General features: G+C 62.3%; 19 protein-coding genes. 5 read left to right on the top strand and 14 right to left on the bottom strand.

The features are described 5' to 3' along the window. Positions 1–130 precede the first annotated feature (130 nt). From iadA to KUV45_RS12695, 9 genes are all read right to left on the bottom strand, one after another. Positions 131–1,288 carry a beta-aspartyl-peptidase gene (iadA, locus tag KUV45_RS12655; protein WP_222161694.1) on the bottom strand — a complete coding sequence of 386 codons (1,158 nt, stop codon included), beginning with the start codon at positions 1,286–1,288 and terminating at the stop codon, positions 131–133. 110 nt (positions 1,289–1,398) lie between these two features. Further along, entirely contained in the window at positions 1,399–2,181 is a 783-nt protein-coding gene (locus KUV45_RS12660) for a transporter substrate-binding domain-containing protein (protein WP_374107034.1), read from the bottom strand. Positions 2,182–2,569: 388 nt separating this feature from the next. Beyond that, positions 2,570–3,337, bottom strand: coding sequence for a transporter substrate-binding domain-containing protein (locus KUV45_RS12665; protein ID WP_374107035.1), 768 nt, complete (start codon positions 3,335–3,337; stop codon positions 2,570–2,572). A gap of 196 nt (positions 3,338–3,533) precedes the next feature. Then, a complete protein-coding gene (locus KUV45_RS12670; protein WP_222161695.1) occupies positions 3,534–4,265 on the bottom strand; it encodes an ABC transporter permease in 732 nt (243 codons plus the stop codon). Then, positions 4,265–4,969: an ABC transporter permease gene (locus KUV45_RS12675; protein WP_206939930.1), complete on the bottom strand. Its 705-nt coding sequence runs from the start codon at positions 4,967–4,969 to the stop codon at positions 4,265–4,267. The genes KUV45_RS12670 and KUV45_RS12675 overlap by 1 nt, the downstream gene beginning before the upstream one ends. Positions 4,970–4,987: 18 nt before the next feature. Beyond that, a complete protein-coding gene (locus tag KUV45_RS12680) occupies positions 4,988–5,758 on the bottom strand; it encodes an ABC transporter ATP-binding protein (protein WP_206939928.1) in 771 nt (256 codons plus the stop codon). A 222-nt stretch (positions 5,759–5,980) separates the two neighbouring features. Next, positions 5,981–6,973 carry a succinylglutamate desuccinylase gene (locus KUV45_RS12685; RefSeq protein ID WP_222161696.1) on the bottom strand — a complete coding sequence of 331 codons (993 nt, stop codon included), beginning with the start codon at positions 6,971–6,973 and terminating at the stop codon, positions 5,981–5,983. A gap of 697 nt (positions 6,974–7,670) precedes the next feature. Further along, entirely contained in the window at positions 7,671–8,690 is a 1,020-nt protein-coding gene (locus tag KUV45_RS12690) for an SMP-30/gluconolactonase/LRE family protein (RefSeq protein ID WP_206939926.1), read from the bottom strand. Between the two features lie 118 nt (positions 8,691–8,808). After that, positions 8,809–9,378: a lipocalin family protein gene (locus tag KUV45_RS12695; RefSeq protein WP_222161697.1), complete on the bottom strand. Its 570-nt coding sequence runs from the start codon at positions 9,376–9,378 to the stop codon at positions 8,809–8,811. Positions 9,379–9,580: 202 nt separating this feature from the next. Here KUV45_RS12695 and KUV45_RS12700 point away from each other — a divergent pair, with 202 nt between their 5' ends. Next, positions 9,581–10,513, top strand: a complete 933-nt coding sequence (locus KUV45_RS12700; RefSeq protein WP_222161698.1) for a class I SAM-dependent methyltransferase — start codon at positions 9,581–9,583, stop codon at positions 10,511–10,513. A gap of 29 nt (positions 10,514–10,542) precedes the next feature. Here KUV45_RS12700 and KUV45_RS12705 read toward each other — a convergent pair whose 3' ends face one another. Beyond that, positions 10,543–11,619: a tartrate dehydrogenase gene (locus KUV45_RS12705; protein WP_222161699.1), complete on the bottom strand. Its 1,077-nt coding sequence runs from the start codon at positions 11,617–11,619 to the stop codon at positions 10,543–10,545. Positions 11,620–11,827: 208 nt separating this feature from the next. Here KUV45_RS12705 and KUV45_RS12710 point away from each other — a divergent pair, with 208 nt between their 5' ends. Beyond that, positions 11,828–12,733: a LysR family transcriptional regulator gene (locus tag KUV45_RS12710; RefSeq protein ID WP_222161700.1), complete on the top strand. Its 906-nt coding sequence runs from the start codon at positions 11,828–11,830 to the stop codon at positions 12,731–12,733. Positions 12,734–12,762: 29 nt separating this feature from the next. On the opposite strand, the gene KUV45_RS12715 is transcribed toward KUV45_RS12710, so the two are convergent. Next, positions 12,763–13,959 carry a TauD/TfdA family dioxygenase gene (locus tag KUV45_RS12715; RefSeq protein ID WP_224851829.1) on the bottom strand — a complete coding sequence of 399 codons (1,197 nt, stop codon included), beginning with the start codon at positions 13,957–13,959 and terminating at the stop codon, positions 12,763–12,765. Between the two features lie 165 nt (positions 13,960–14,124). Between KUV45_RS12715 and KUV45_RS12720 the strand changes: the two genes are divergently transcribed. The 3 genes from KUV45_RS12720 (at position 14,125) to KUV45_RS12730 (ending at position 17,742) form a co-directional block, all read left to right on the top strand. Then, entirely contained in the window at positions 14,125–14,994 is an 870-nt protein-coding gene (locus KUV45_RS12720) for a LysR substrate-binding domain-containing protein (RefSeq protein ID WP_222161701.1), read from the top strand. Between the two features lie 206 nt (positions 14,995–15,200). Continuing rightward, positions 15,201–16,538: a glycosyltransferase gene (locus tag KUV45_RS12725; protein ID WP_222161702.1), complete on the top strand. Its 1,338-nt coding sequence runs from the start codon at positions 15,201–15,203 to the stop codon at positions 16,536–16,538. A gap of 106 nt (positions 16,539–16,644) precedes the next feature. Continuing rightward, positions 16,645–17,742 (top strand): sensor domain-containing diguanylate cyclase, encoded by a 1,098-nt coding sequence (locus KUV45_RS12730; RefSeq protein ID WP_206939910.1) that lies wholly within the window; start codon positions 16,645–16,647, stop codon positions 17,740–17,742. 219 nt (positions 17,743–17,961) lie between these two features. Here the strand turns inward: KUV45_RS12730 and KUV45_RS12735 are convergent, their stop codons facing one another. From KUV45_RS12735 to KUV45_RS12745, 3 genes are read right to left on the bottom strand one after another with little or no spacing between them, the layout of a single operon-like run. Then, positions 17,962–18,657 (bottom strand): TVP38/TMEM64 family protein, encoded by a 696-nt coding sequence (locus KUV45_RS12735; protein ID WP_222161703.1) that lies wholly within the window; start codon positions 18,655–18,657, stop codon positions 17,962–17,964. Next, positions 18,654–19,496 (bottom strand): zinc-dependent peptidase, encoded by an 843-nt coding sequence (locus KUV45_RS12740; protein ID WP_222161704.1) that lies wholly within the window; start codon positions 19,494–19,496, stop codon positions 18,654–18,656. The genes KUV45_RS12735 and KUV45_RS12740 overlap by 4 nt, the downstream gene beginning before the upstream one ends. After that, entirely contained in the window at positions 19,496–21,070 is a 1,575-nt protein-coding gene (locus KUV45_RS12745) for a bifunctional GNAT family N-acetyltransferase/carbon-nitrogen hydrolase family protein (RefSeq protein WP_222161705.1), read from the bottom strand. Before KUV45_RS12745 ends, KUV45_RS12740 begins: the two co-directional genes overlap by 1 nt. Positions 21,071–21,288 lie beyond the last annotated feature (218 nt).

The following is a 21,288-nucleotide window of genomic DNA, read 5'->3' on the forward strand; positions in this document are numbered from 1 at the left end:
GGATGGGGGAGACACGGGCTTGGCACATCGATTTGTCAGCCATCGCACGCTCACTCAACGGTCGTTGCGCTGGCCGTCCAAGCTCGTGGGACAGCCTTCAGTCTGTGATCCGCCAATAATCCTTACACGACTAACGATCTGTGTCACGTCGATGCACGCATCGACCCAGCGCCCAGACCTCGTCAATCGCCCAGGCGTCGTCAGCAAGGACCAGCAGGTCCGCATCCTGCCCCACCGCGAGGCGCCCCTTGCGGGCAAGGCCCAGGGCGTCTGCACTGTGGCTGCTGGCGAAGCCTAGTGCGTTCTCCAGCGCGATGCCGTGGTCGTTGACACATTCGCCCACGACCTCGAACAGGCTGTCGAGGCGTCCCGCCTTGAGGCCAATGAAGCGGCCATGGTCATCGAAGCGCGGCAGAGAAGCGTTGGCGTCTGACGAGAGCGTCACGCGCGAGGGCTCGACACGCGCCTTGAGCGCCCGCGCGACCGCTTCCGAGGCGGGGACTTCGCCCTCGGCGAGCAGCTCCGGGGTGGTACTGGTCGTGAGGTCGATGCGGCCGCCGTCCCGGGCGAAACGCAGCCCGTCTTCGAACAGGGTCGCGGTGCGGTTGATATGGGTGGGCATGAACTGAGCGATAGGCAGCGCCGTGGTGCGTGCCACCTCGCGCAGGATCTCGAGTCCCCCTGCGGCGTCGCCGGTGTGGATGAAAACCATGCCGGACTTGCCCGCCAGCATACCCGCAGTGCGGCTATCCGATGCCAGCCGGGCCAGCTCCTGAACGGACGGTTGGGAACCGCGGTGGTCGCTGATGGCAACCTCTCCCACACCGATGTATTCAGGAATATACAGAATGTCCTGAGCGACGGAGCCGGTCAGGGTGACCGGGGGCAGCTGGTAGGACCCGGTATAGGCGTAGCAACTCAGTCCCCCGGCGGCGAGCTCGCGCACCTTGCCGAGCAGGTTGGCCGGGGTGCGGGTCAGGGCGTCGGTCCCCAGGGCGCCGATCAGGGTGGTGACGCCGGAGCTCACGGCGTCCTCGAGACGCAGCTCCGGGGTGCGGGTGCCAAAGCCGCCCTCGCCGCCGCCGCCGGTCATATGGACCAGCGGATCCACCAGGCCAGGAATCACTCGCCGCCCCTCCAGGTCCTGGACCGAGAGACCGGGCAAGTGAATGTCCGGGCTATCCTGCGGGTCGAGTATGGCGGCGATGCGTTGGTCGGCGATCAGCAGATGCTTGAGGCCAAGCGGAGCTGGGGCATACAGCCGCGCATTCTTGAGAAGGGTCAGCATGGCGGTTCCTGCGGGTCGGTCGAGGCTGGGATGTGGCTGGCGCAACGCCAGCCAGTGTTCGGCACTCCAGGCCGGGCGGCGTTCACCGCCCGGATCTGGTAGGGGCATGGCTACAGTTTAATGTCGTAGCTGAAGTACTCGCTCATGATCTCGTCGTAGGTCCCATTGGCCTTGAGCTCTGCCAGCGCTTGATTGAAGCGCTCGGCGAGGTCGCGATCACGCTTGCGGAAGGCAACGCCGACGCCTTGTCCGAAGTAGGTGTCGGGCTCCTTGATGAAGTCGCTGATGCGCACAAAATCGCTTGCCTCGGTATCGATCTCGATCATCGCCTCGGCGATGGGGTAGTCCATGAAGGTCAGGTCAAGACGGCCGGCACGCAGGTCGGCGACCACATCGTCGGCGCTGGCATAGCGGCGTACCTCGAGCACATCGCCGTACAGGTCGGTCACATAGCGATCCTGCAGGGTAGCGCGCTGGACGCCAGCCGTGAGCCCTTCAAGGCTTGCCTTGTCGGAGATGTCGATGTCCCGGCCACGTGGCGTGATCCAGGCGCTCGGCGTGGTGTAGTAGGGCTCGGAGAACAGTACCTGGCGGCTGCGTTCCTCGGTGATCGCCATGGACGACATGATGGCGTCGAACTTGCGCGCCATCAGCGCCGGAATCATGCCGTCCCAGGGTTGCTCCACCCAGGTGCACTGGATCTCAAGGTGCGCGCAGACGGCATTGCCCAGGTCCACTTCAAAGCCGGTCAGAGTGCCATCTGCGGTCTTGTACTCGAACGGTTCGTAGGGCACGTCAACGGCCAGGCGCAGGGGGTCGTCGGCCAGGACGGGAGGGGTGGCAAGCATCAGAGCTGCCAGGGTTGAGGCAAACAGCATGGGAGAGCGTGGCATGGGGAAATCCTCAAATAACGGAAAAGTGTTGTGTGGTCGAGACACAAGCTCACCGCCCACATTAATAAGGCGGAAAGACACCGGGGGGATGTCGTACGGGAGATAGCCAGGCGCCGATGACGCCAGCGATTATTCGTCGAACCACTCGCTCAGGGCGAAGCCATCCAGCCAGGGCGACTGGGGCAGGCATAGTGGGCGAGACAGGGGGCGAGATAGGGGCATCGCGCCGTGGAGGAGCAAGGGCGAAGGCACGTCAGGTCAGCTCAGGTCCAGATCGGTAGTGGTTGACGCCGACCCCAGGGGGTCGACGTCATGCAGAGCCAGGGTGAGGTGACTCAGCAACGCACTGTGTATCCAGCAAAGTACGATTTATTCAGCAAAGTACGATTTATTCAGCAAAGTACTTGGCATGGATCTCGTCATAGGTGCCATTGCCCTTGAGGGTGGCCAGGGCGTCATTGAAGGCCTTGGCCAGGTCTTCGTCGCGCTGGCGGAAGGCGATGCCGAAGCCGTCACCGAAGTATTCCTTCGGTTCGGTGATCTGCTCACCGACCACCTTGTAGTCACCGGCATCGCTGTCCAGCAGCGTGGACTTGCCCACCGGATAGTCGAGGAAGCCGATATCCACGCGACCAGAGTCCATGTCCAGGACCAGGTCGTCGGCGGTGGCGTAGCGGCTGACATCAGCGACATCGCCGTACAGGTCGGTGACGTAGTTGTCCTGCAGGGTGCCGCGCTGCACACCGATGGTCATGCCCTCGAGGGCCTCGGCATCGGGGTTGCCCATCTCCAGGTCGGCTGGGGCAAACCAGGCTGACGGCGGAGTGAAGTAGGGGTCAGAGAACAGCACCTGCTCGCGACGCTCGTCGTTGATCGTCATGGACGACATGATGGCGTCGTATTTGCGTGCCATCAGGCCAGGAATGATGCCGTCCCATCCCTGCACCACCCACTCGCACTGGATACCGACCTCGGCACACAGGGCATTGCCCAGGTCGATGTCAAAGCCGGTCAGCTCGCCGTCAGGGGTGCGGTACTCCATGGGCTCGTAGGGAACGTCGACGCCGATGCGAATATCACGAACCTCAGCCTGGGCGGTGGAGGCAAGCACCGCCGTGCCGATGAGACTCGCGGTAAAAAGGTTGCGCAGTGTCATGTGGAGTGACCCTTATTGTTGATGAGAGATGGTTGATAGGAGGGTAATGGCAGGCGTCTCGTGGACGCATGATGCCACCTTAGCGAATCACGCCCCCGTCAGGAAGGAAAAAAAGGGGGCAGTGAAACGGTAGTTCCCAACGCTCGTTTGACGATCGTCAAGGGACGCCGGAGGGACTGGCCTCCGGCGTTGGTCTCTAGCCTGAAGCCGGCTTAAGGTGCGCCAGCAAGCGCTTCTCGAGATAGCGGAACAGGTAGAGGATAGCGAAGGTCAGGCACAGGTAGATGGCCGCGACGAACAGGAAGGCATCGAAGGGCGCATAGAAACGTGCGTAGACGAAGCGGGCGGCGCCGGTCAGGTCCATGATGGTCACCACGCTGGCAATGGCGCTGGCGTGGAGCATGAAGATGACCTCGTTGCCGTAGGCCGGAAGCGCCCGACGAAAGGCGCTGGGCAGCACGATACGACGCATCATCAGGGAGTAGCGCATGCCGTAGGCCCTGGCCGCTTCGATCTCTCCACGGGGAGTTGCCTTGATGGCGCCATGGAAGATCTCGGTGGTGTAGGCCGCCGTATTGAGGGAGAACGCCACCAGCGCCGGGAAGAACGGCTTCTCCAGCAGCACCCAGAGCCAGGTGTCCTGGATGCCCTCGACGAAGACGACGCCATAGTAGATAAGATACAGCTGCACCAGCAGCGGCGTGCCGCGGAAGACGTAGGTGTAGAAGAAGATGGGCATCTTGATCCACCGGCGCTTGGAACCGCGGCCAATGGACAGGGGGACCGCAGCAACCAGGCCAACGATCAGCGACAGGAAGACCAGTTGGACCGTTGTTGTCAGTCCTTCACCGTAGTAGGACAGGGTGTCCAGGGTGAAGATGCTGTTGTCGGCCAGCATTGTCTCCAGTGAGGCGAGCACAGATTCCATCAGTCATGGCCTCCAAAACCGACGTCATAGCGCTTTTGCAGCTTGGCGAAGAACCACTCCGAGACGCTGGCGATCAGCAGGTAGATGATCGCGACGATAATCATGAACAGGAAGGGTTCCCGGGTGGCCTTGGACGCTTCGGCGGCCACCCGAACCATGTCCGACAGGCCGATCACCGAGACCAGTGCGGTGGTCTTGAGCAATACCATCCAGTTGTTGGAAAGGCCGGGCAGGGCGTGGCGCATCATCTGGGGAAAGCGGATGCGCCTGAACACCAGCGCATGGCTCATGCCGTAGGCGCGTCCGGCCTCGATCTGGCCGCTGTCGACGGCCAGAAAGGCGCCGCGGAAGGTTTCTCCCATATAGGCGCCGAAGATCAGACCGATGGTCAGGACGCCTGCCACGAACTCGTTGACGTTGATGAAGATATCGATGTCGAAGCGGTCATACAGCCAGTCGGTGACCATATTGATGCCAATCTGGCCGCCAAAGAACAGCAGCATCATCAGCACCAGGTCGGGGACGCCGCGGATGATGGTGGTATAGAGGGTTCCCAGACGATGGGCGACCCAGTTGCGTGACATCTTTGCGCTGGCGGTAATCAGTCCCAGCACAATGGCCAGGATCAATGACAGTACTGCCAGCTCGATGGTGACCAGCGCTCCCTCGAGAAGGCGCGGCCCGTAACCGTGAAGGTCAATCATGGGTCTCTCCTGGCCGTCTCAGCGCTTGGGTGCAAGAAACTGCTTGAGTCGCTCGGAACGGGGATTGCCCAGCACCTCATCGGGAGGACCGGCTTCTTCTACCTGCCCCTGGTGCAGGTAGATCACCTGGCTGGACACGTCCCGGGCAAAGGCCATCTCGTGGGTGACCACGATCATGGTGCGGCCCTCTTCGGCCAGGTCGCGCATGACCTTGAGCACGTCGCCGACCAGCTCTGGGTCAAGCGCTGACGTCGGCTCGTCGAACAGCATCACCTCCGGGTCCATGGCCAGGGCGCGGGCGATGGCGCCGCGCTGCTGTTGGCCTCCGGAAAGCTGGGCGGGATAGTAGTCGGCGCGCTCCGCCAGGCCAACGCGCTCAAGCAGCGCCCTGGCATGCTGGATGGCTTCCTTCCTGGGCTTCTTCAGCACATGCACGGGCGCTTCGATGACGTTTTCCAGCAGGGTCATGTGGGCCCACAGGTTGAAGCTCTGGAACACCATCGACAGTTTGGCGCGCATCTGCACCACCTGGTTCCAGTCGGCGGGTTCCCGCCCGTGCTTGGTTTCCTTGAAACGGATCTGCTCGCCATGAACGATCAGTTCGCCTTCATTGGGCTGCTCGAGCAGGTTCATGCAACGCAGGAAGGTACTCTTGCCGGAGCCGGAAGCTCCGATCAGGGTAATGACGTCACCCTTGCGGGCCTCCAGGGACAGCCCCTTGAGCACTTCGGTGTTGCCGAAGCGCTTCTTGATGTTGCGCACTTCCAGCGGAATCGGTGTATCAGCCATGGATCGGGCTCCAGAGAAAAACGGCCGTGCCTGGTAAGCCGGCCGAATGGCGCGGGCTGGCGCGAAAAAACGGGGGATTCTAACAGGCTTGGGTCGGCGCAGCAGACGAAGCGAAATACAGAAGCATTATACCTTCGTCTAATCTGGAGGGGCGGGTAATCATAATGTTATCTCCAAGTTGTTGTTATCTCGATAATATCGGGGAGATCGCAGCGTACAGGGTCAGTCCATGTCGAGAGCAACAGGGGCGACCAGAAGCGCTGCACGGGCGCCGAGTTCCACCTTGGCGTTGGGAAAAACCACGCTCAGTGGTGTTGCGCCGATGCGCGTTTCACCGGCCTTGGCGTCGCGGGCGACGACCTCGCCCGGCGCGAACTCGGTGAAGTTCGGGGTGTTGTCGGCAAAGCACAGCGTGAAGTCCTCGCTTTCGCGAAAGACCTCCATTTCCACCGCGAAGCCCTGTAAATCCGCGATCTGCCCCTCTCGCGGAGACAGTCCGCTCAGCAAGGCCCACAGCAAATCACCCATGGCAGCAAGGGGCGCAAGATCATTGTGACCGAAGGGCAGTGCCTTGCCGAGTTCCAGCGTAAACGCCTGGGCCTGATGGTAGTGCTTGCTGTAGTGGGAAAAGGTCCAGCTATGCTGATGCTGCTTCAGCGCCGCCTGAATGCCAGCACCGGCCATCCATCGCCACTGCTGTGGTTCGGTAAGCGTGTCAGCGAAGGGGGCCACCACGAAGCGCGGATAATGGCTGTCGCGAATGGCGGTATGCAGGTCGTAGTGCAAGCGTGGCAGCTGGGGGTGGTCAGCAAAGAAGGTATCTACCGCTGCCATCAGTTCACGCGCACGGTCGGCCTCATCACCGGGTTGGTCCAGGCCTTGGCGGAACAGCCGATTGAGGTTGGTCTCGACGAAGCGCGTGTTGCGTCGAATGGCTTCCAGGTTGCCCAGGATCACCAGCACAGGAGCCCCCAGCTCGATGAAGCCGGCCTCAAGGCGTGCCAGGCAGTCTCCGAGCAGCTCAATGGGGGCCGTCTCATTGCCGTGGATACCGGCTGACAGCACGCAGGCGCGTGCGTGGGGAGATACGTGGTCTGGGGTAAGGCGCAACACCCCTGGCGCTTCGATGCGGTAGTGTCCGCCGTGAATCCTGCCGTCTGACGGGAGCGAGGCGGAAGCAGCGTCGAGGCTTTTCGACAGCCAATCAGAAAGCATGTCGAGCTTCCTCTGTGGTGCTACACAACATACGGGTATGGCGAGGTAGAGCAAGCAACATGGGTAGCGTTCTTTGTTGTCGTATGCGGTGGTGGTGTGTGACGCCTACCGCTGGGCGTCGCCAACTCGGCACGCTAACGCGACGCCAGTCCGGCGAACCGGCGCCGAGGAGCGCACTGCCCTCACGGTGATCACGGCATCATGTGGATCCAGTGGCGCTGGCCCGGAGCACATTCTGACGCCAGTTCCTGTGCACGTTCCGATGCAAGTTCCGGTGCAGGTTCCGATGAGAGCTGAGCCAGCTTCGGCACGCTTCACGCTAGCTGCAAGGGCGGGCGTCGATCTGGTGTAAACCCGGGGTGCGAAGATGAAAGGTCGTGTAGCGTCGCCGGTGAGCACCGGTAAAGGGTGGCTGCAAGGACGTCACGGCGTAGTGATGGCGTCTCACGGCCTTGCCGCTACATTCGCCCAGGCTCGCCGATGCCTTCGCCCCGGCTCGCCGATTCGCTTCGGCGAGCCGGGGCTAGGCTCAGGAGGTCTAGGGTTTGTACGAAAAGTCGACGAGCGAAGGTTAGACAAGGCAAAAATCGGTGAGAAAGCGCAGTTTACAGGGTGTAAATGAGCATTTTGACCGGGCTGGCGTACCAGCCGATTTTTAACGCCGTATGACCTAGCGCAGGCACTTTTCAGGCAAGCCCTAGATTCCCCGTGCACCGGTGTACAGGGTGTAGATCGACTGACTGGCAGCCATCAGCAGGCGGTTGCGTTTCTCACCCACAAAGCAGACGTTGGCGCACACCTCTGGTAGCAGAATACGGCCGATGAGGGTGCCGTCACTGGCGAAGACGCTGACACCATCGATGCCCTCTCCTCCAGACGTACCTACCCACAGGTTGCCGTCCTCGTCGCAGCACATGCCGTCGTAGCCCTCGGTCTTGCTCTCGACCAGCCGCGTTGCTTCGCCTAGCGTTTTCTGGTCGCTGTCCAGGGTGAAGCGGGTAATGGTCGCAGGTTGGTCGGGATGGTGAGAGGGGGCCGTGTCAGTGACGTATAGGGACGTGCCGTCCGGGCCCAGAGCGATGCCGTTGGGCTTGAACAGCTCGGTAGTCAGCCGTCGAGGCTCGTCCAGGCCTTCTTCCCAATAGTAGATCGCAGTGTCCAGCTCCAGCTCACGCTTTTGCCCCTCGTAGTCGGAGTGAGCGCCGTAACCCGGGTCGGTAAAGATGATCGCGCCCCCCGGAAGCGTTACCAGATCATTCGGGGCATTCAGGGGTTTGCCTTCGTAGGTGCTCGCCAGCACGCTGAGGCTGCCGTCCCACTCATAGCGTACTACCCGTGCAGGGGAGTGTTCGCAGGCCACCAGCCGACCGCGATCATCGAACGCGTTGCCGTTGGAGTGCCCCACGTGGTCACGCAGCACACTGACCTGACCACTGGCCTCGTCCCAGCGCATCTGTCGCGCTCTTGGGATATCGCTGAACACCGCGTAGCGGCCGACCGCGTTCCAGGCAGGCCCTTCCAGCCACAGCCCGCCTGTCCATTCGCGCTCCAGCGGAGCGTTGAACAGCTTGTACGATGCGAATCGGTCGTCTACCACCTGCCATGCATCGACCGGGTAACGTTGGGGGGCGGGGGCCTGAGCGAACAGCGACGGTGCAAAGCTGCTGGCGCCGATGGCTGCCGTGGCAGCAAGAAACTCTCGTCTTCCAAGTGACATTGGGGAAACCTCCATGCAGTGAAAAGGCAGCCACCATGGCCGCCCCTTCAGCGTATGAGGTAATCATGCATCTGTATGTTATACATTTTGACGAGAGCTGGAGGACCTGATCGGCGACTTACGCCCCTTGTCGATACGCGGTGCAGGCTTCGCCCTGGTCGACGTTGATCAACTCGTCAACCGGGTAGTCGAGGCGTTCGGCGCGCTCGACCAGCGATTGGTAGGTCGCCTGGTTCAGTTGAGGACTCCGCGCCAGAACCCAGAGATAGTCGCGGTCTGGTCCGGTGACCAGCGACCATTGTCCTGCGTCGTCCAGCGCCAGAATGTTGTAGCTTGAGTAGAAGGGGCCGAAGAAACTCACTTTCAGGCGGCCCACATTGTCTTCCTCAAGCAGGTAGGCCTTGCCTTCTGCCACATCCACGTTGCCCTCGGCGAGGTTGACGCCGCGGTTGATCACTCGCACGCCACCGTCGTCGCGCAGGGAGTAGTCTGCGGTCACGCAGTCCAGCCCCTCTTCAAAGCTGTGATCGAAGCGAGCGATCTCGTACCAGCGCCCCAGGTAGTCATCAAGGGCAAAGTCATTGATGGGTTGGGTACCCGAAGGCAGCCCGGTGCAGCCGGCCAGCGCCAGCATGCTGAGGGGAAACAGGGTGTTCAGAGAGCGAAGACGGCGTCCGTGCGAAGACATGGTGACTCCAGAGAAACGTTCATGATGTAAAGCTAGTGTATGTCTCTGGTATCAATGTTGTCCAAGGATGGGGCGGCTTCTGCCAATAGCCACTCCGGTGCTGATACCGGCGTGGTCAGATGGCTAGTGGGGGACAGGGAATCAGGGCGTGGCCGTGAAGGACAGTACGACAGGGAATCAGAAAACAATAGGGAGCCTGGGGATGAAGGACACGAGGTCACGTAGTGAGGCGGTATTGGCAAGAGTCGATGAGCACTATGCTGGCAAACCCGCTGGCAAACCTGCTGGCCGCCTTGATGCCGGTTTGACCGACCGGCTGAGAGATGCCTTTCAGACGGCAGGCTGCGATGTGGAGCGGCTGAGCCTGGACGAGATAGCGGGTGTCGACCAGCTTCATCTTGGCGGCCGCGCGGCGAGTCGACGGCTGAGTCGGTTGGCTCAACTGCCCCCTGGCAGCCGCGTGCTGGATATCGGCTGTGGCACCGGGGGTGCCAGTCGCCTGCTTGCCGCTGAAGGCGACTGGCAGGTGGTGGGGATTGACGTCACGGCGGAGTTTATCGATGTGGCCAGATGGCTCAGTCGTGCCACCGGGCTGTCGTCCAGGACCCGGTTCATCTGTGCCGATGCTGCCGAACTGCCGCTGCCCAGCGCAAGTGTTGACGCGGTCTGGTGTCAGCATGCGCTGCTTAACATGCCGACCCCCGATGCGGTGATCGGCGAATGGTGTCGAGTCCTTGCCGGTCAGGGCAAGCTGCTATTGCATGAGGTGGTCAGCGGTGACAACCCCTCACCGCTGGTGCTGCCGGTGCCCTGGGCAAGTCGCCGAGAGCATAGCCAGCTCGAGTCACTGGCTCAGCTTGAGCGGCGCCTGGAAAGCGCTGGCTTTGAGTGCCTGACGCTTGAGGACGTGACGGCCGATGCCCTGGCATGGCGGGGCAAGCATGCACGCCACGAACAACCGCCACAGGCTGACACGACGCAGGGGACGCCCGCAAAGACGGAGGGCAGCCGTCACACGCTGCCCGGCGCGGCGGCCATCTTCGGTGAGTCGTTTGTCGACATGGGGCGTAACCTGCTCGACAACCTTCAGCACGACCGGGTGAGGGTGGTACAGGGCGTGTGGCAGCGGGGCTGACCTGTTCGATCAGGCCTGCCCCGCCGGCCTCAGCCGTGAGCAATCCGCTCGCTGATGGCACCACCCAGTCGCTCGGTGGTACCAGTGCCACCAAGGTCCGGCGTCAGGACCGCCTTGTCGCCGTCTTCCAGTACGGCTTCGATCGCCGCGAGGATGGCGTCGCCGGCGTCCTTGTGTCCCAGGTGTTCGAGCATCATGGCTCCGGACCAGATCTGGCCGATGGGATTGGCGATGCCCTTGCCGGCGATATCCGGTGCGCTGCCGTGAACTGGCTCGAACAGGCTGGGGAAGGTGCCCTCAGGGTTGATGTTGGCAGAGGGGGCGACGCCAATGGTGCCGGTGCAGGCAGGCCCCAGGTCAGACAGGATGTCGCCGAACAGATTCGAGGCGACCACCACATCGAACCAGTCCGGGTGCATCACGAAGTTGGCGGTCAGGATGTCGATATGAAACTTGTCGACCTCGACATCGCTGTAGTGCTTGGCCATCTCGGCCACGCGACTGTCCCACCAGGGCATGGTGATGGCGATGCCGTTGGACTTGGTGGCGGACGTCAGTTTCTTGCGAGGCCGGCTCTGGGCCAGGTCAAAGGCGTACTTGAGGACTCGGTCGACGCCGTGGCGGGTCATCACGGTTTCCTGAATGACGACTTCCCGATCAGTGCCCTCGAACATGGTGCCGCCAACGCTCGAATACTCGCCCTCGGTGTTCTCGCGAACCACATAGAAGTCGATGTCCCCGGGCACGCGTCCTGCCAGAGGACTCTTGATCCCCGGTAGCAGGCGGCAGGGGCGCAGGTTGACGTACTGGTCAAACTCGCGTCGAAACTTGAGCAGCGATCCCCACAGCGAGATGTGATCGGGCACTTTGTCGGGCCAGCCGATGGCACCATAGAAGATGGCATCAAAGCCGATCAGCGTCTCACGCCAGTCGTCCGGCAGCATCTTGCCGTGCTCGAGGTAATAGTCACAGCAGGCGAAGTCAAAGGTCTGGGTGTCGAGCGCAATATCGAAACGCTTGGCGGCGGCCTCCAGGGCGCGCACGCCCTCTGGCATGACTTCGGTACCGATGCCGTCTCCGGCGATGATCGCAATGCGATGAGACATGGGGCGAGCTCCTGTCAGCGTTGATGTTGATCTGTTGTTAGTGGAGAGACTGCCAGCCGAGTGGTTGCGGGTTGAACGGCCATCTGTCGTCAGGTCGGCGGTCCTGACGTTGGCCAGGTCGCCGTCGCTGGAGCCAGTGTAGCCCTTTACGTGAATGGGATAATGGGGCTTTATGGCAATTCATTGTTGAATCTTGGTGGAGAGTGGCGTGGCGTCACTGGATGATCTTGCGTTCTTTCGCCAGCTGGCGCTGGCAGGCAACTTGACGGCTACGGCGCGGGAGCTTGGGCTGTCGCTGTCGGCGGTGAGCAAACGGCTCAAGCAGATCGAGGCACGGCTGGGGGTTGAGCTGGCCACGCGTACCACCCGCCGGTGGACCCTGACCGCCGAGGGAGAGCGGTATCTGGCCCGTGGCATGGCCCTGCTGGAAGAGCTGGCAGAGCTGGAAGAGAGCCTGGGGGAGGACCGCCGCGCCCTGGCGGGGCCGATTCGCATCAATGCCACCTTTGGCTTCGGTCGCCGCCACGTGGCTCCACTGCTATCCGATTTCTGTGCCCAGCATCCCGGGATCGAGGCGTCGCTTGAACTGTCGAACTTTCCTGCGCCGCTGGTGGAGGGGGGCGATCTGGGGATCCGTATCGGCGAGCCACCGGACTCGCGCCTGGTCGCGCGTCGGCTGGTCATCAACCGTCGAGTGCCCTGTGCCTCACCTGACTACCTGACCAGGCACGGACGGCCCGTCGCCGTCTCCGACCTTCAACGCCATGCCTGTCTGGTGCTTCGCGAGAACGATAGTGACTTTGCTCAGTGGCGCTTTGAAGATGCCCAGGGCAAGGAGGCATCGGTGAAGGTCGGTGGCCGCCTTGCCAGCAATGACGGGGAAGTCATCAAGCGACTGGCGCTAGACGGCCACGGGATCATGCTGCGCTCCTGGTGGGATGTCTGTGATGACCTGGCGGCGGGAAGACTGGTTCAGCTGCTGCCGGGGTGGCAGGGAGTCAGGGCCGACTTCTTCGCGGTCTATGCCCAGCGCCGTCACGTGCCGGCTCGACTGCGGGCGCTGGTCGACTTTCTCGCGAAGGGACTGGAAGACCGCATTGCTGTCCCGGCTTGAGCGACGGGCTGGCGCACTAGGGCGCTGGCTCAGCCCTGTCTGGCCAGCACGCGCAAGCGTGACTCCAGCATGTCGCGGTCCAGGTAGGTGCCCTGCAGGTGGCGCTCGCCGGTGCTGGGGTCGAACGCTTCGCGACCGTGGAGAACCCGGCGATTGTCAAAGGCGACCATCTGCCCTGGCTTGAGCTCAAGGGATATTCGGTGCTCCGGGGCGTTCAGCAACGCCCAGAAATGGGCGTAGGCCTCGTACCAGGGGGCGATCAACGCCTCCGGCAGGTGGAGGGTGTCACGAATCCAGTTATTGAAGCGAATCTCGCGAATGCGCCCATCCGGCGCCACGTCTATGACCGGTTCGCGCACGCCAATATCCTGCTCGTCATCCTGAAAGCGAAAGTCGATGGGCGTTGTCGCCAACAGGGTGAAGTGGGCGGGATGTTCGGCCCGCAATGCCTCAGCGACCTGAACGCCGTCGGCAAAGATCGAGCCGCCTCCTTCGGCATCGTTCTTGAGGCAGTAAAGCAGCTGTATGTCCGGCGGCTGGCGCCAGTTGGGCAGGTCCGTATGCAGCGCCAGGCCGATGGCCGTATAGGCTGCGTTGTTGGGGTTGGGCTTTGAGACTACGTCGAAACGTGCACCGAAGTTGGTCGCTCTGAGCGGTCCGATACGCTGCGCCAGTCGGCTGACTTCGTCCAGGGCCAGCGGGCCGTCATCCAGCAGCACCAGGCCATCGCGCAGCAGTGCGGTGAGCCACCGTTGTTCGCCCTCACCGCCGGCGACGAGGTCTGAGTGGCGTACACGCTCGGCAGCGAAACCATGGGGCCACGCCACCGTGTTGGGCAGCGGCGACGGGCTTGAATACCCTGGCCGGCGCTGATGCAGCCAGCCGCTGGCGAACCGGCTGATATGCTCATCCTGCCAGGACAGCTGCAGTTGCCCTTGTACGACCCGTGCACCAGACAGCCGTGGCGTTTCCTCAAGGGGCATCACCAGCCGCTCCCGGGTCTGCGGGTGTCGGCATCGCTCGCAGGCACAATGATCACGAAGCCAGATCAGCGGGTAGCTGCCCTCGTCACCGTTTTCCCAGGTCAGCCTGACGTGGGATTCGCTGGTGCTGACGGTGGCAAGCCATGGCCGGTCGGGGTAGGGGGCGAGTTCATGCATGTCGATTAGCGCGTCAGCGTGTAGGGAGACGTCAGTCGCTTGGGGCGGCACGGCATCGCTTTGCATGGAAACTCTCCTGAAGCGGCATGTTGAAGGTGAGGGAGGGGAAACATGGTGGCGGCTCGAGCCCGCGTCGACAAACGACTAATATGGGGTCTTAGGCCAAGCTCTGCTTATGGCACCTTTTTGCTTGGTGCCAAGTAAACCAACCACTACGCGGATGGATACGAGATGAGCGCTCTTCCTCCTCTCCACTGGCTGCAGGCCTTCGAGGCCTCGGCGCGCACGCTGAGCTTCACCGCAGCAGGACAGGAACTGTCGGTGACTCAGGCGGCCATCAGTCAGCGCATCAGGTTGCTGGAGGATCGTCTGGGGCAAGCCCTGTTCGTACGACACCCTCGCAGCCTGTCGTTGACCCCGGCAGGCCAAGCCTGGCTTCCGAGCGTGCAGGAAGCCTTCGCGCGCCTGGAAGAGGGAACGCTTGAGGTGTTCGGTACCACCTCGGAAGGCCAGGTCACCCTGCGCACCACGCCCGCCCTGCAGCATTATTGGTTGGCGCCTCGGCTGGCGCGTTTTCACGCCACTCATCGCGATATCTCGGTCAGGGTGGTCAGTGCCATCTGGAGCGCCGACTTTGGCGCCCAGGGGGCGGATATGGAAATCCGCTACGGCCGAGGGGACTGGGGGAATGTGGAGAGCATCAGCCTGGGCAAGGAGTCGCTGATCCCCGTATGCTCACCGTCGCTGGCCGAGCGTCTGGCCTCACCGGGGGATCTGGCTGGACAGACGCTGTTGCACGCTGCAGGATTCGCCTCAGGCTGGCCGGCGTGGCTGTCTCTGGTGGACCAGGCAGCGCTGTCGCGCCAATGCCATAGCCTGGTATGCGACAACCTCAGCATGGTCATCAGCCTTGCCGAGCAGGGCGTCGGAGTGGCATTGGTTCATCAGCGCCTGCTGACTGGTAGGCACTCCCTGGTGGCCCCTTTCGCGACGGCATTGCCCGTGGATGAAGGGTTCTGGCTGTGCCGGCCAAAACGGCAGCAGGGTCAGGCCGCACACGGTCTGTGGAAGTGGCTGCTGGCCGATCGGGAGGATGCCTAACGTTCTGTCATCACCCCTGCCTCCACCTGAGTCACCTGAGTGCTCGTATCCATGATGGCCAGGCGGGGCGAACCATACACGCGTAAACTTGTCCTCATAGGGTTTGTTGCCAGCGCCGTTGCCGTCGTTTACGCCACTCGAGTGACGACCGTTTCACGCAGGCGTTATACGCTTTTTTTACCTGCTTTCGGGAGCGAATAGCCACCGTGAATGTGCTGATGTTCACCAACACCTATGCACCCATTGTGGGCGGGGTGAGCGAATCCGTGCAGCGTCTCAAGTCCCAGCTCCAGGACGCCGGCCATGCTGTGCTGGTGGTGGCACCTCGGCTTGAGGGACAGCCGGACAACGAGCCGGATGTGGTCAGGGTGGCGGCGGTCCAGCAGTTCAATGGCAGTGACTTTTCCCTCCCCGTACCGATTCCCGGGCAATTGTTCGATGCCATCGAGTCCTTCGAGCCAGACATCGTGCATTCCCATCATCCTTTCCTGCTGGGGGATACCGCGGCTCGAGCAGCGGAAACGTACGGACTGCCTTTGGTGTTCACCCACCACACACTGTATGAACACTACACCCACTATGTGCCCGGGCATTCGCCCCGGATGCAGCGCTTCGCCATCGCCCTGGCGACCCAGTACACCTGGCTGTGTGACGAGGTCATCGCGCCGAGCGAGAGCATCAAGGCGCTGTTGGCGGAACGTGCCGGCAATCCGCAGACCACGGTGGTACCAAGCGGTGTCGATACCCGTCGGTTTGCCGGTGGCCAGCGTGACCGTTGGCGTAAGCACTTCGGTATCGGTGACGATGCGCTGGTGTTGGGACATCTTGGTCGCCTTGCCAAGGAGAAGAATCTGGCCTTCCTGGCCCGTGCTGTGTGCCTGGCGTTGACGGCCCGAACGGACGCCTTGTGGCTGGTGGTGGGTGACGGCAATGCGCGGCAGGTGGTCGAGAGCATCGCCCAGGAACAGGGGGTGTTGGATCGCGTCTGCTTTACCGGGTGCCTGCATGGTCAGGAGCTGATCGATGCCTACCATGGGATGGATGTGTTTGCCTTTGCTTCGTTTAGCGAGACGCAAGGCATGGTCGTCGCCGAGGCGATGGCGGCGGGCTTGCCGGTGGTGGCCCTGGACGCGCCAGGCGTGCGCGAGGTGGTGCGTGACGGTGCCAACGGCCGCCTGCTGCAGAGCGAGGACGAGAGTGCCTTTGCCGAGGCGCTGCTGGAGTGCGGTGAGCCCGAGTGCTGGCAGGACAGGCATCAGGCCGCGCTGACAACCGCAAAAGACTACGATGAGTCGCGCTGTGCCGAGCGTTGCCTGCGCGTCTATCGCCTGGCCATCGCCCATGGCGGCCCCTTTACACACGCAGACGACGGCGGCTGGGAGCGGGTGCGTAGCCGTCTTGGCGCTGAATGGCAGATGCTGTGCTACCGAGGACGAGTCCTGCGTCACGTGGTGCAAGACGAATGGCGGGAAGAGCGTCCTTCCTGGTGGCCTGGGCACCACCATGGTGAACCGAAGACACCGGCTCGCCGAGAAGAGTCGTAGGCGTACCCTGGCCTAAGACATGTCGAAGGCTTGCTGTCGTCAGTATGCCGTTGCGGTGCGTCGCTTGGCGGTTGTTCCCTCTCCCTAGCTGGTGCACGATAGTGTCATGACAATGCAGCAGGATGGCATGAATGCCTGGCGTGGAGGTGGCAGGGTGTCCAAGGCAAGCGAACCAGGGGAAATGACGTCTCTCGACGTCGACTTGACCATCGAATTGCCGGTGCGCTTCGTGCACGAGCTGTCTGCTGCCGAGTCGTTACAGGACGTGCTGGACACGGTGGCCAGGTGGTCGCATACCGTGTTTGGCGCCAATCGGGCGTCCATCACCCTGGCCAAGTCCGAGACCGAACTGGCATTGATTGCCATGCAGGGTAACAACGCCATTCCCGTAGACGCTCCCATGCCCATCGAAGGGACGATGGTGGGGCGGGTCTATCGCACCCGTCAGGCGGAGTACGCCGCCAGCTTCGAAGGTAGCAGCGATCTGGATTGCCAGATGCTGCGTAGTAAGGGACTAAGGTGTTGTCTCGATGTGCCGATGATCAGCAGCGGTCGCTGCATGGGCACAATGAATATTGCCCATGAGACGCCTGACGCCTTCAGCGACCTCGATCGGCAGCGCCTGCAGGCCATGGCGCACTGGGTGGCGGCCAGCATTCGTATTCATCACCAGATGGAAGAAATGGCGCTGCTGTCCGGTACCGACCCCCTGACCGGGGTATGCAATAGACGGGCCTTCGCCACCCGCTTTGGTGCACTGACCAAGCGCTGGCAGTGCCATAGCGCGGCTCTGGGAATCGCGCTCATCGATCTCGATCACTTCAAGTCCATCAACGACACTTACGGCCATGACGTGGGCGACCAGGTTCTGGTCGCCGTGGCGAAAGCGCTCACGTCCAGCTTTCGCAAGTCTGACCTGATCGCGCGAATGGGAGGCGAGGAATTTTGCGTGGTCATGGCCGATGTGGACAAGCCGGCGCTGATGGTGGCGCTGGAGCGTTTCAATCAGGCGCTGGCCAGTCTCGATGTGTCGGCCGCAGGAGCGCCGATTGCGGTCACGGCCAGTATTGGCGCCCTGTTGATCGATCAGGGGCACGAGGACCTGAGCCAGCTGGTCAGCCATGCTGACAAGGCCATGTACCGTGCCAAGACCGGCGGGCGTAACCGCATCGAGTTTGTTCACCTTAAGGAAAGTGCCACCTAGGGCTTGTACGAAAAGTGCCTGCGCTTGGTGATACGGCGTTAAAAATCGGGTCAAAATGCTCATTTACACTTCGTAAACTGCGCTTTCTCACCGATTTTTGCCTTGTCTAACCTTCGCTCGTCGACTTTTCGGACTAAGCCTCGCCCGCACCTGGGGGGCGCTCACTTCACGCCCCGCACTTCACGCCCTGCACTCGAGACGCGCTGTTCAAGAGAGGGCTTACCGCGTTATCTCGCGCCGGGAGCGTTTGCGCCGGTCCGCCCAGCGCTTGAGCGCCACCAGCACGGCAACGCCGATGGCCAGTCCCATCACGGAGTAGATCACCTCGCTGCGGCTGTCTGCCGTTACCAGCTCACCCAGCTGGCTGCCCAGCAGGGTAACGCCGGCAAGCCCAGGGGCGATCCCGATGACGGAGCCGATCAGGTAATCCCTGAAACGCAGGTGAAAGGCACCTGCCAGCATATTGGTCAGGGTGAAGGGGGCCAATGGCAGCAGATTGACGATGGTCATGGTGCGTATGCCGCGGCCGGAAAGGTAGCGCGATACGCCGTGGAGTCGCTTGCCGCCATAGCGCAGCAGTGCGTCCCGACCGAGTTGCCGGCCGACCCACCAGGTCAGGCATGACGCGGCCAAGGTGCCAATCAGGGCATAACCAAATCCCCACCAGGGCCCGAACAGCAGGCCCGTGGCCGCTACCAGCAGGCTCAGCGGGAACATCACCAGCGACAGGCCGGCGTAGACGCTGGCCACCGCCACCATCGCCCATGGGCTATCGCGCCATGCCGCGGCGCCCTGTGCCAGCGTCAACAAGGTGTCGACCGTCAGCAGGTCATGCATCGCCAGCCATTGCCAGGTCAGACCGCAGGCGAGGAGAAGCGTCAGCGCCAGAGTAGGGAGAAGCCAGCGACGGGTCATGACGAGCGAGCCTGTGAGTCGGATGACGGAGCGTCAAGGGCAGCGGTGGGTAGGTGCCATTGATGCGGCTGCTGCTTGAAGTAGCGACAGAGCAGTTCGTACAGGCCGGGATAGGCCTGCGATAGGAGGTCGGGTGCGCTGAAGAAGGTCTCGCAGCAGACCGCGAAACACTCTCCAGGGTGAGTGGCCGCGTAGTCATCGATAGGCGTCGGCTCGCCGCTGGCAACACGTTCCTGAAGGTCGTTCCAGACCGCGGAGAATTCGCGATGCCACTGCGCCGAGGCAATGGTCACAGGAAGCGGGGGGAAGCCGTCGACGTCCTGAGAATTGCCCATGTCGAGCTTATGGGCGAACTCGTGGATGACCACGTTGAAGCCCTCCAGACCACCGCTCTCCAGCAGGTCGGGCAGGGCAATGACCACAGGCCCCTGATAGAACGTCTCGCCGGCACGCTCGTCCTCGTAGACGTGCATCACGCCGGCCTCGTCCATCTCTTCGACCTGGCGACGGAAGGCGTCGGGCAACACCAGTACTTCGTGCACGTTGGCGAAGGCGTCCTGGTGCTCGTGCTCGCTCCAGCCGAGGGTCAGCAGGCAGGCCTGGGCCGCCAGGGCCAGGCGTTCCTCGCTATCCAGTGCCGCAGGGTCCAGGTCCGGGTGCAGGCTCAGACGCTTGTCGTGAAGAAAGCGCCAGGCGCGCTGCCCCAGGCGCTGGGCCGACGCCTCGGGCACCCGGGCCAGCAAGGGCAGCCGCGCTCGCGCGGCTGCCCAGGTGTCGGCGGGAAAGGGATGACGAGCATCGAAACGCGCCGCTCGCCATCGCCTGAGGCGGGACAACATCAGCTGTCGTCCTGATCCCTGGCGCCGGACTTCCAGGACCAGTCGCGCAGGCGCAGGTCGAACAGGTCCTTGCGGCGGTCCTTGAGGTTGGTCACCGAGCCCTCGGCGCGCACCACGGTCAAACGCGACAGGTCGAGATCCGAGAACATGATCATTTCGGTGTTGGGGGTGGTCTCTGCCATGACCGCATCGTGGGGAAAGGCAAAGTCCGACGGTGAGAACACCGATGACTGGGCGTACTGGATATCCAGGTTCTCGATGGACGGCACGTTGCCCACGCTGCCACACAGGACGACATAGCACTCGTTCTCGATGGCGCGAGCCTGGGCACAATGGCGCACCCGCAGGTAGCCATTCTTGGTATCGGTCCAGAACGGCACGAACAGCATGTCCATGTCTTGATCCGCGAGCAGTCGGCCCAGCTCCGGGAATTCCACGTCGTAGCAGATCAGGATGCCGATGCGCCCAGCATCGGTCTGGAACACGCAGAGGTCGTCGCCGCCCTCAATGACCCAATCACGCCGCTCTTGCGGGGTGATGTGCAGTTTTGCCTGGCGCTCTACGCTGCCGTCACGATGGCACAGGTACGCCACATTGTAGAGGCGACCCTCGGGCCCTTCCTCGATCATCGACCCTGCGATGATGTTGATGTTATAGGCGACCGCCATGCGTGACATTTCGGTCTTGAAGCGCTCGCTGAATCCGGCCAGGAAGCGAATGGCCGCCATCTGGTCCTGCTGTGCGGCGCGATCCTGCAGCCCCATCAGCGGGGCATTGAACAATTCGGGAAAGACGGCAAAGTCGCTCTGGTAGTCCGACAGCGCATCGACAAAGTACTCGACCTGCTGCAGTACCGCCTCGACCGATGCAAATTCGCGCATCTGCCACTGCACCGCGCCAACCCGAACCTGGGTGGGACGACTTTCCAGCATGCGCTCGGCCGGCTCGAACAGGATGTTGTTCCACTCGAGCAGGGTCGCATATCCCTGGGACTTCTCGTCCTCGGGCAAGTATTTGCGCAGCAGTCGCTTGACCTGGAAATCGTTGGACAGCTGAAACGACAGGATGGGGTCGTGCAGCTCCTTGCGCGATACCTTGTCGATGTACTCACTGGGAGACATCTGCTCGGCAACCCGGTGATACTCCGGGATGCGGCCCCCGGCCAGGATGGCCTTGAGGTTGAGCTGGCGACAGACTTCCTTGCGCGCTTCGTACAGGCGTCGGCCCAGGCGATAGCCGCGGTAGGCGGGGTCGATCAGTACATCGATGCCGTACATGGCATCGCCATCCTTGTCGTTCTGGATGGTCTCGCGCTTACCGATGAGATCGTCGTAGCGATGAGGGTTGGAGAACTCTTCGTAGTCCACCAGGGCGGTCAATGCAACGCCCACCAGGCGGCCATCGTCCTCGATGACGATCTGGCCGTCAGGAAATTCTGCCACCAGCTTGTCGATGGTGTTCCTGGGCCAGGCTCCGCCAATATCGTGATAGACCTTGTCCATCAGCCCCTTGAGCTGGGGATAGTCGTCGCAGGTCAGGTTGCGGAGATTCAGCTGTAGATCATCGAGGGACATGCAACGTTCCTCCGGAAATGAGTCGCTAAGGCTAACATGCCGCTTGCGGCAGGTGGAAAAGCCGGAATAGGTGGGGATCAGCGTTGGTTGACAGGAAAACGCGGTAAAAAGGTGCTGTACAAGATCGCTCACATAAGACCATCGGGATAACAGCAGCGGCACAAGAGCATCGCTGGAAAAGCATCTGTACAGCAGCCACGAGCCCTGTATCAACGACC

This window comes from Halomonas sp. DP3Y7-2, from assembly GCF_019800795.1.
Lineage (GTDB): Bacteria > Pseudomonadota > Gammaproteobacteria > Pseudomonadales > Halomonadaceae > Halomonas > Halomonas litopenaei_A.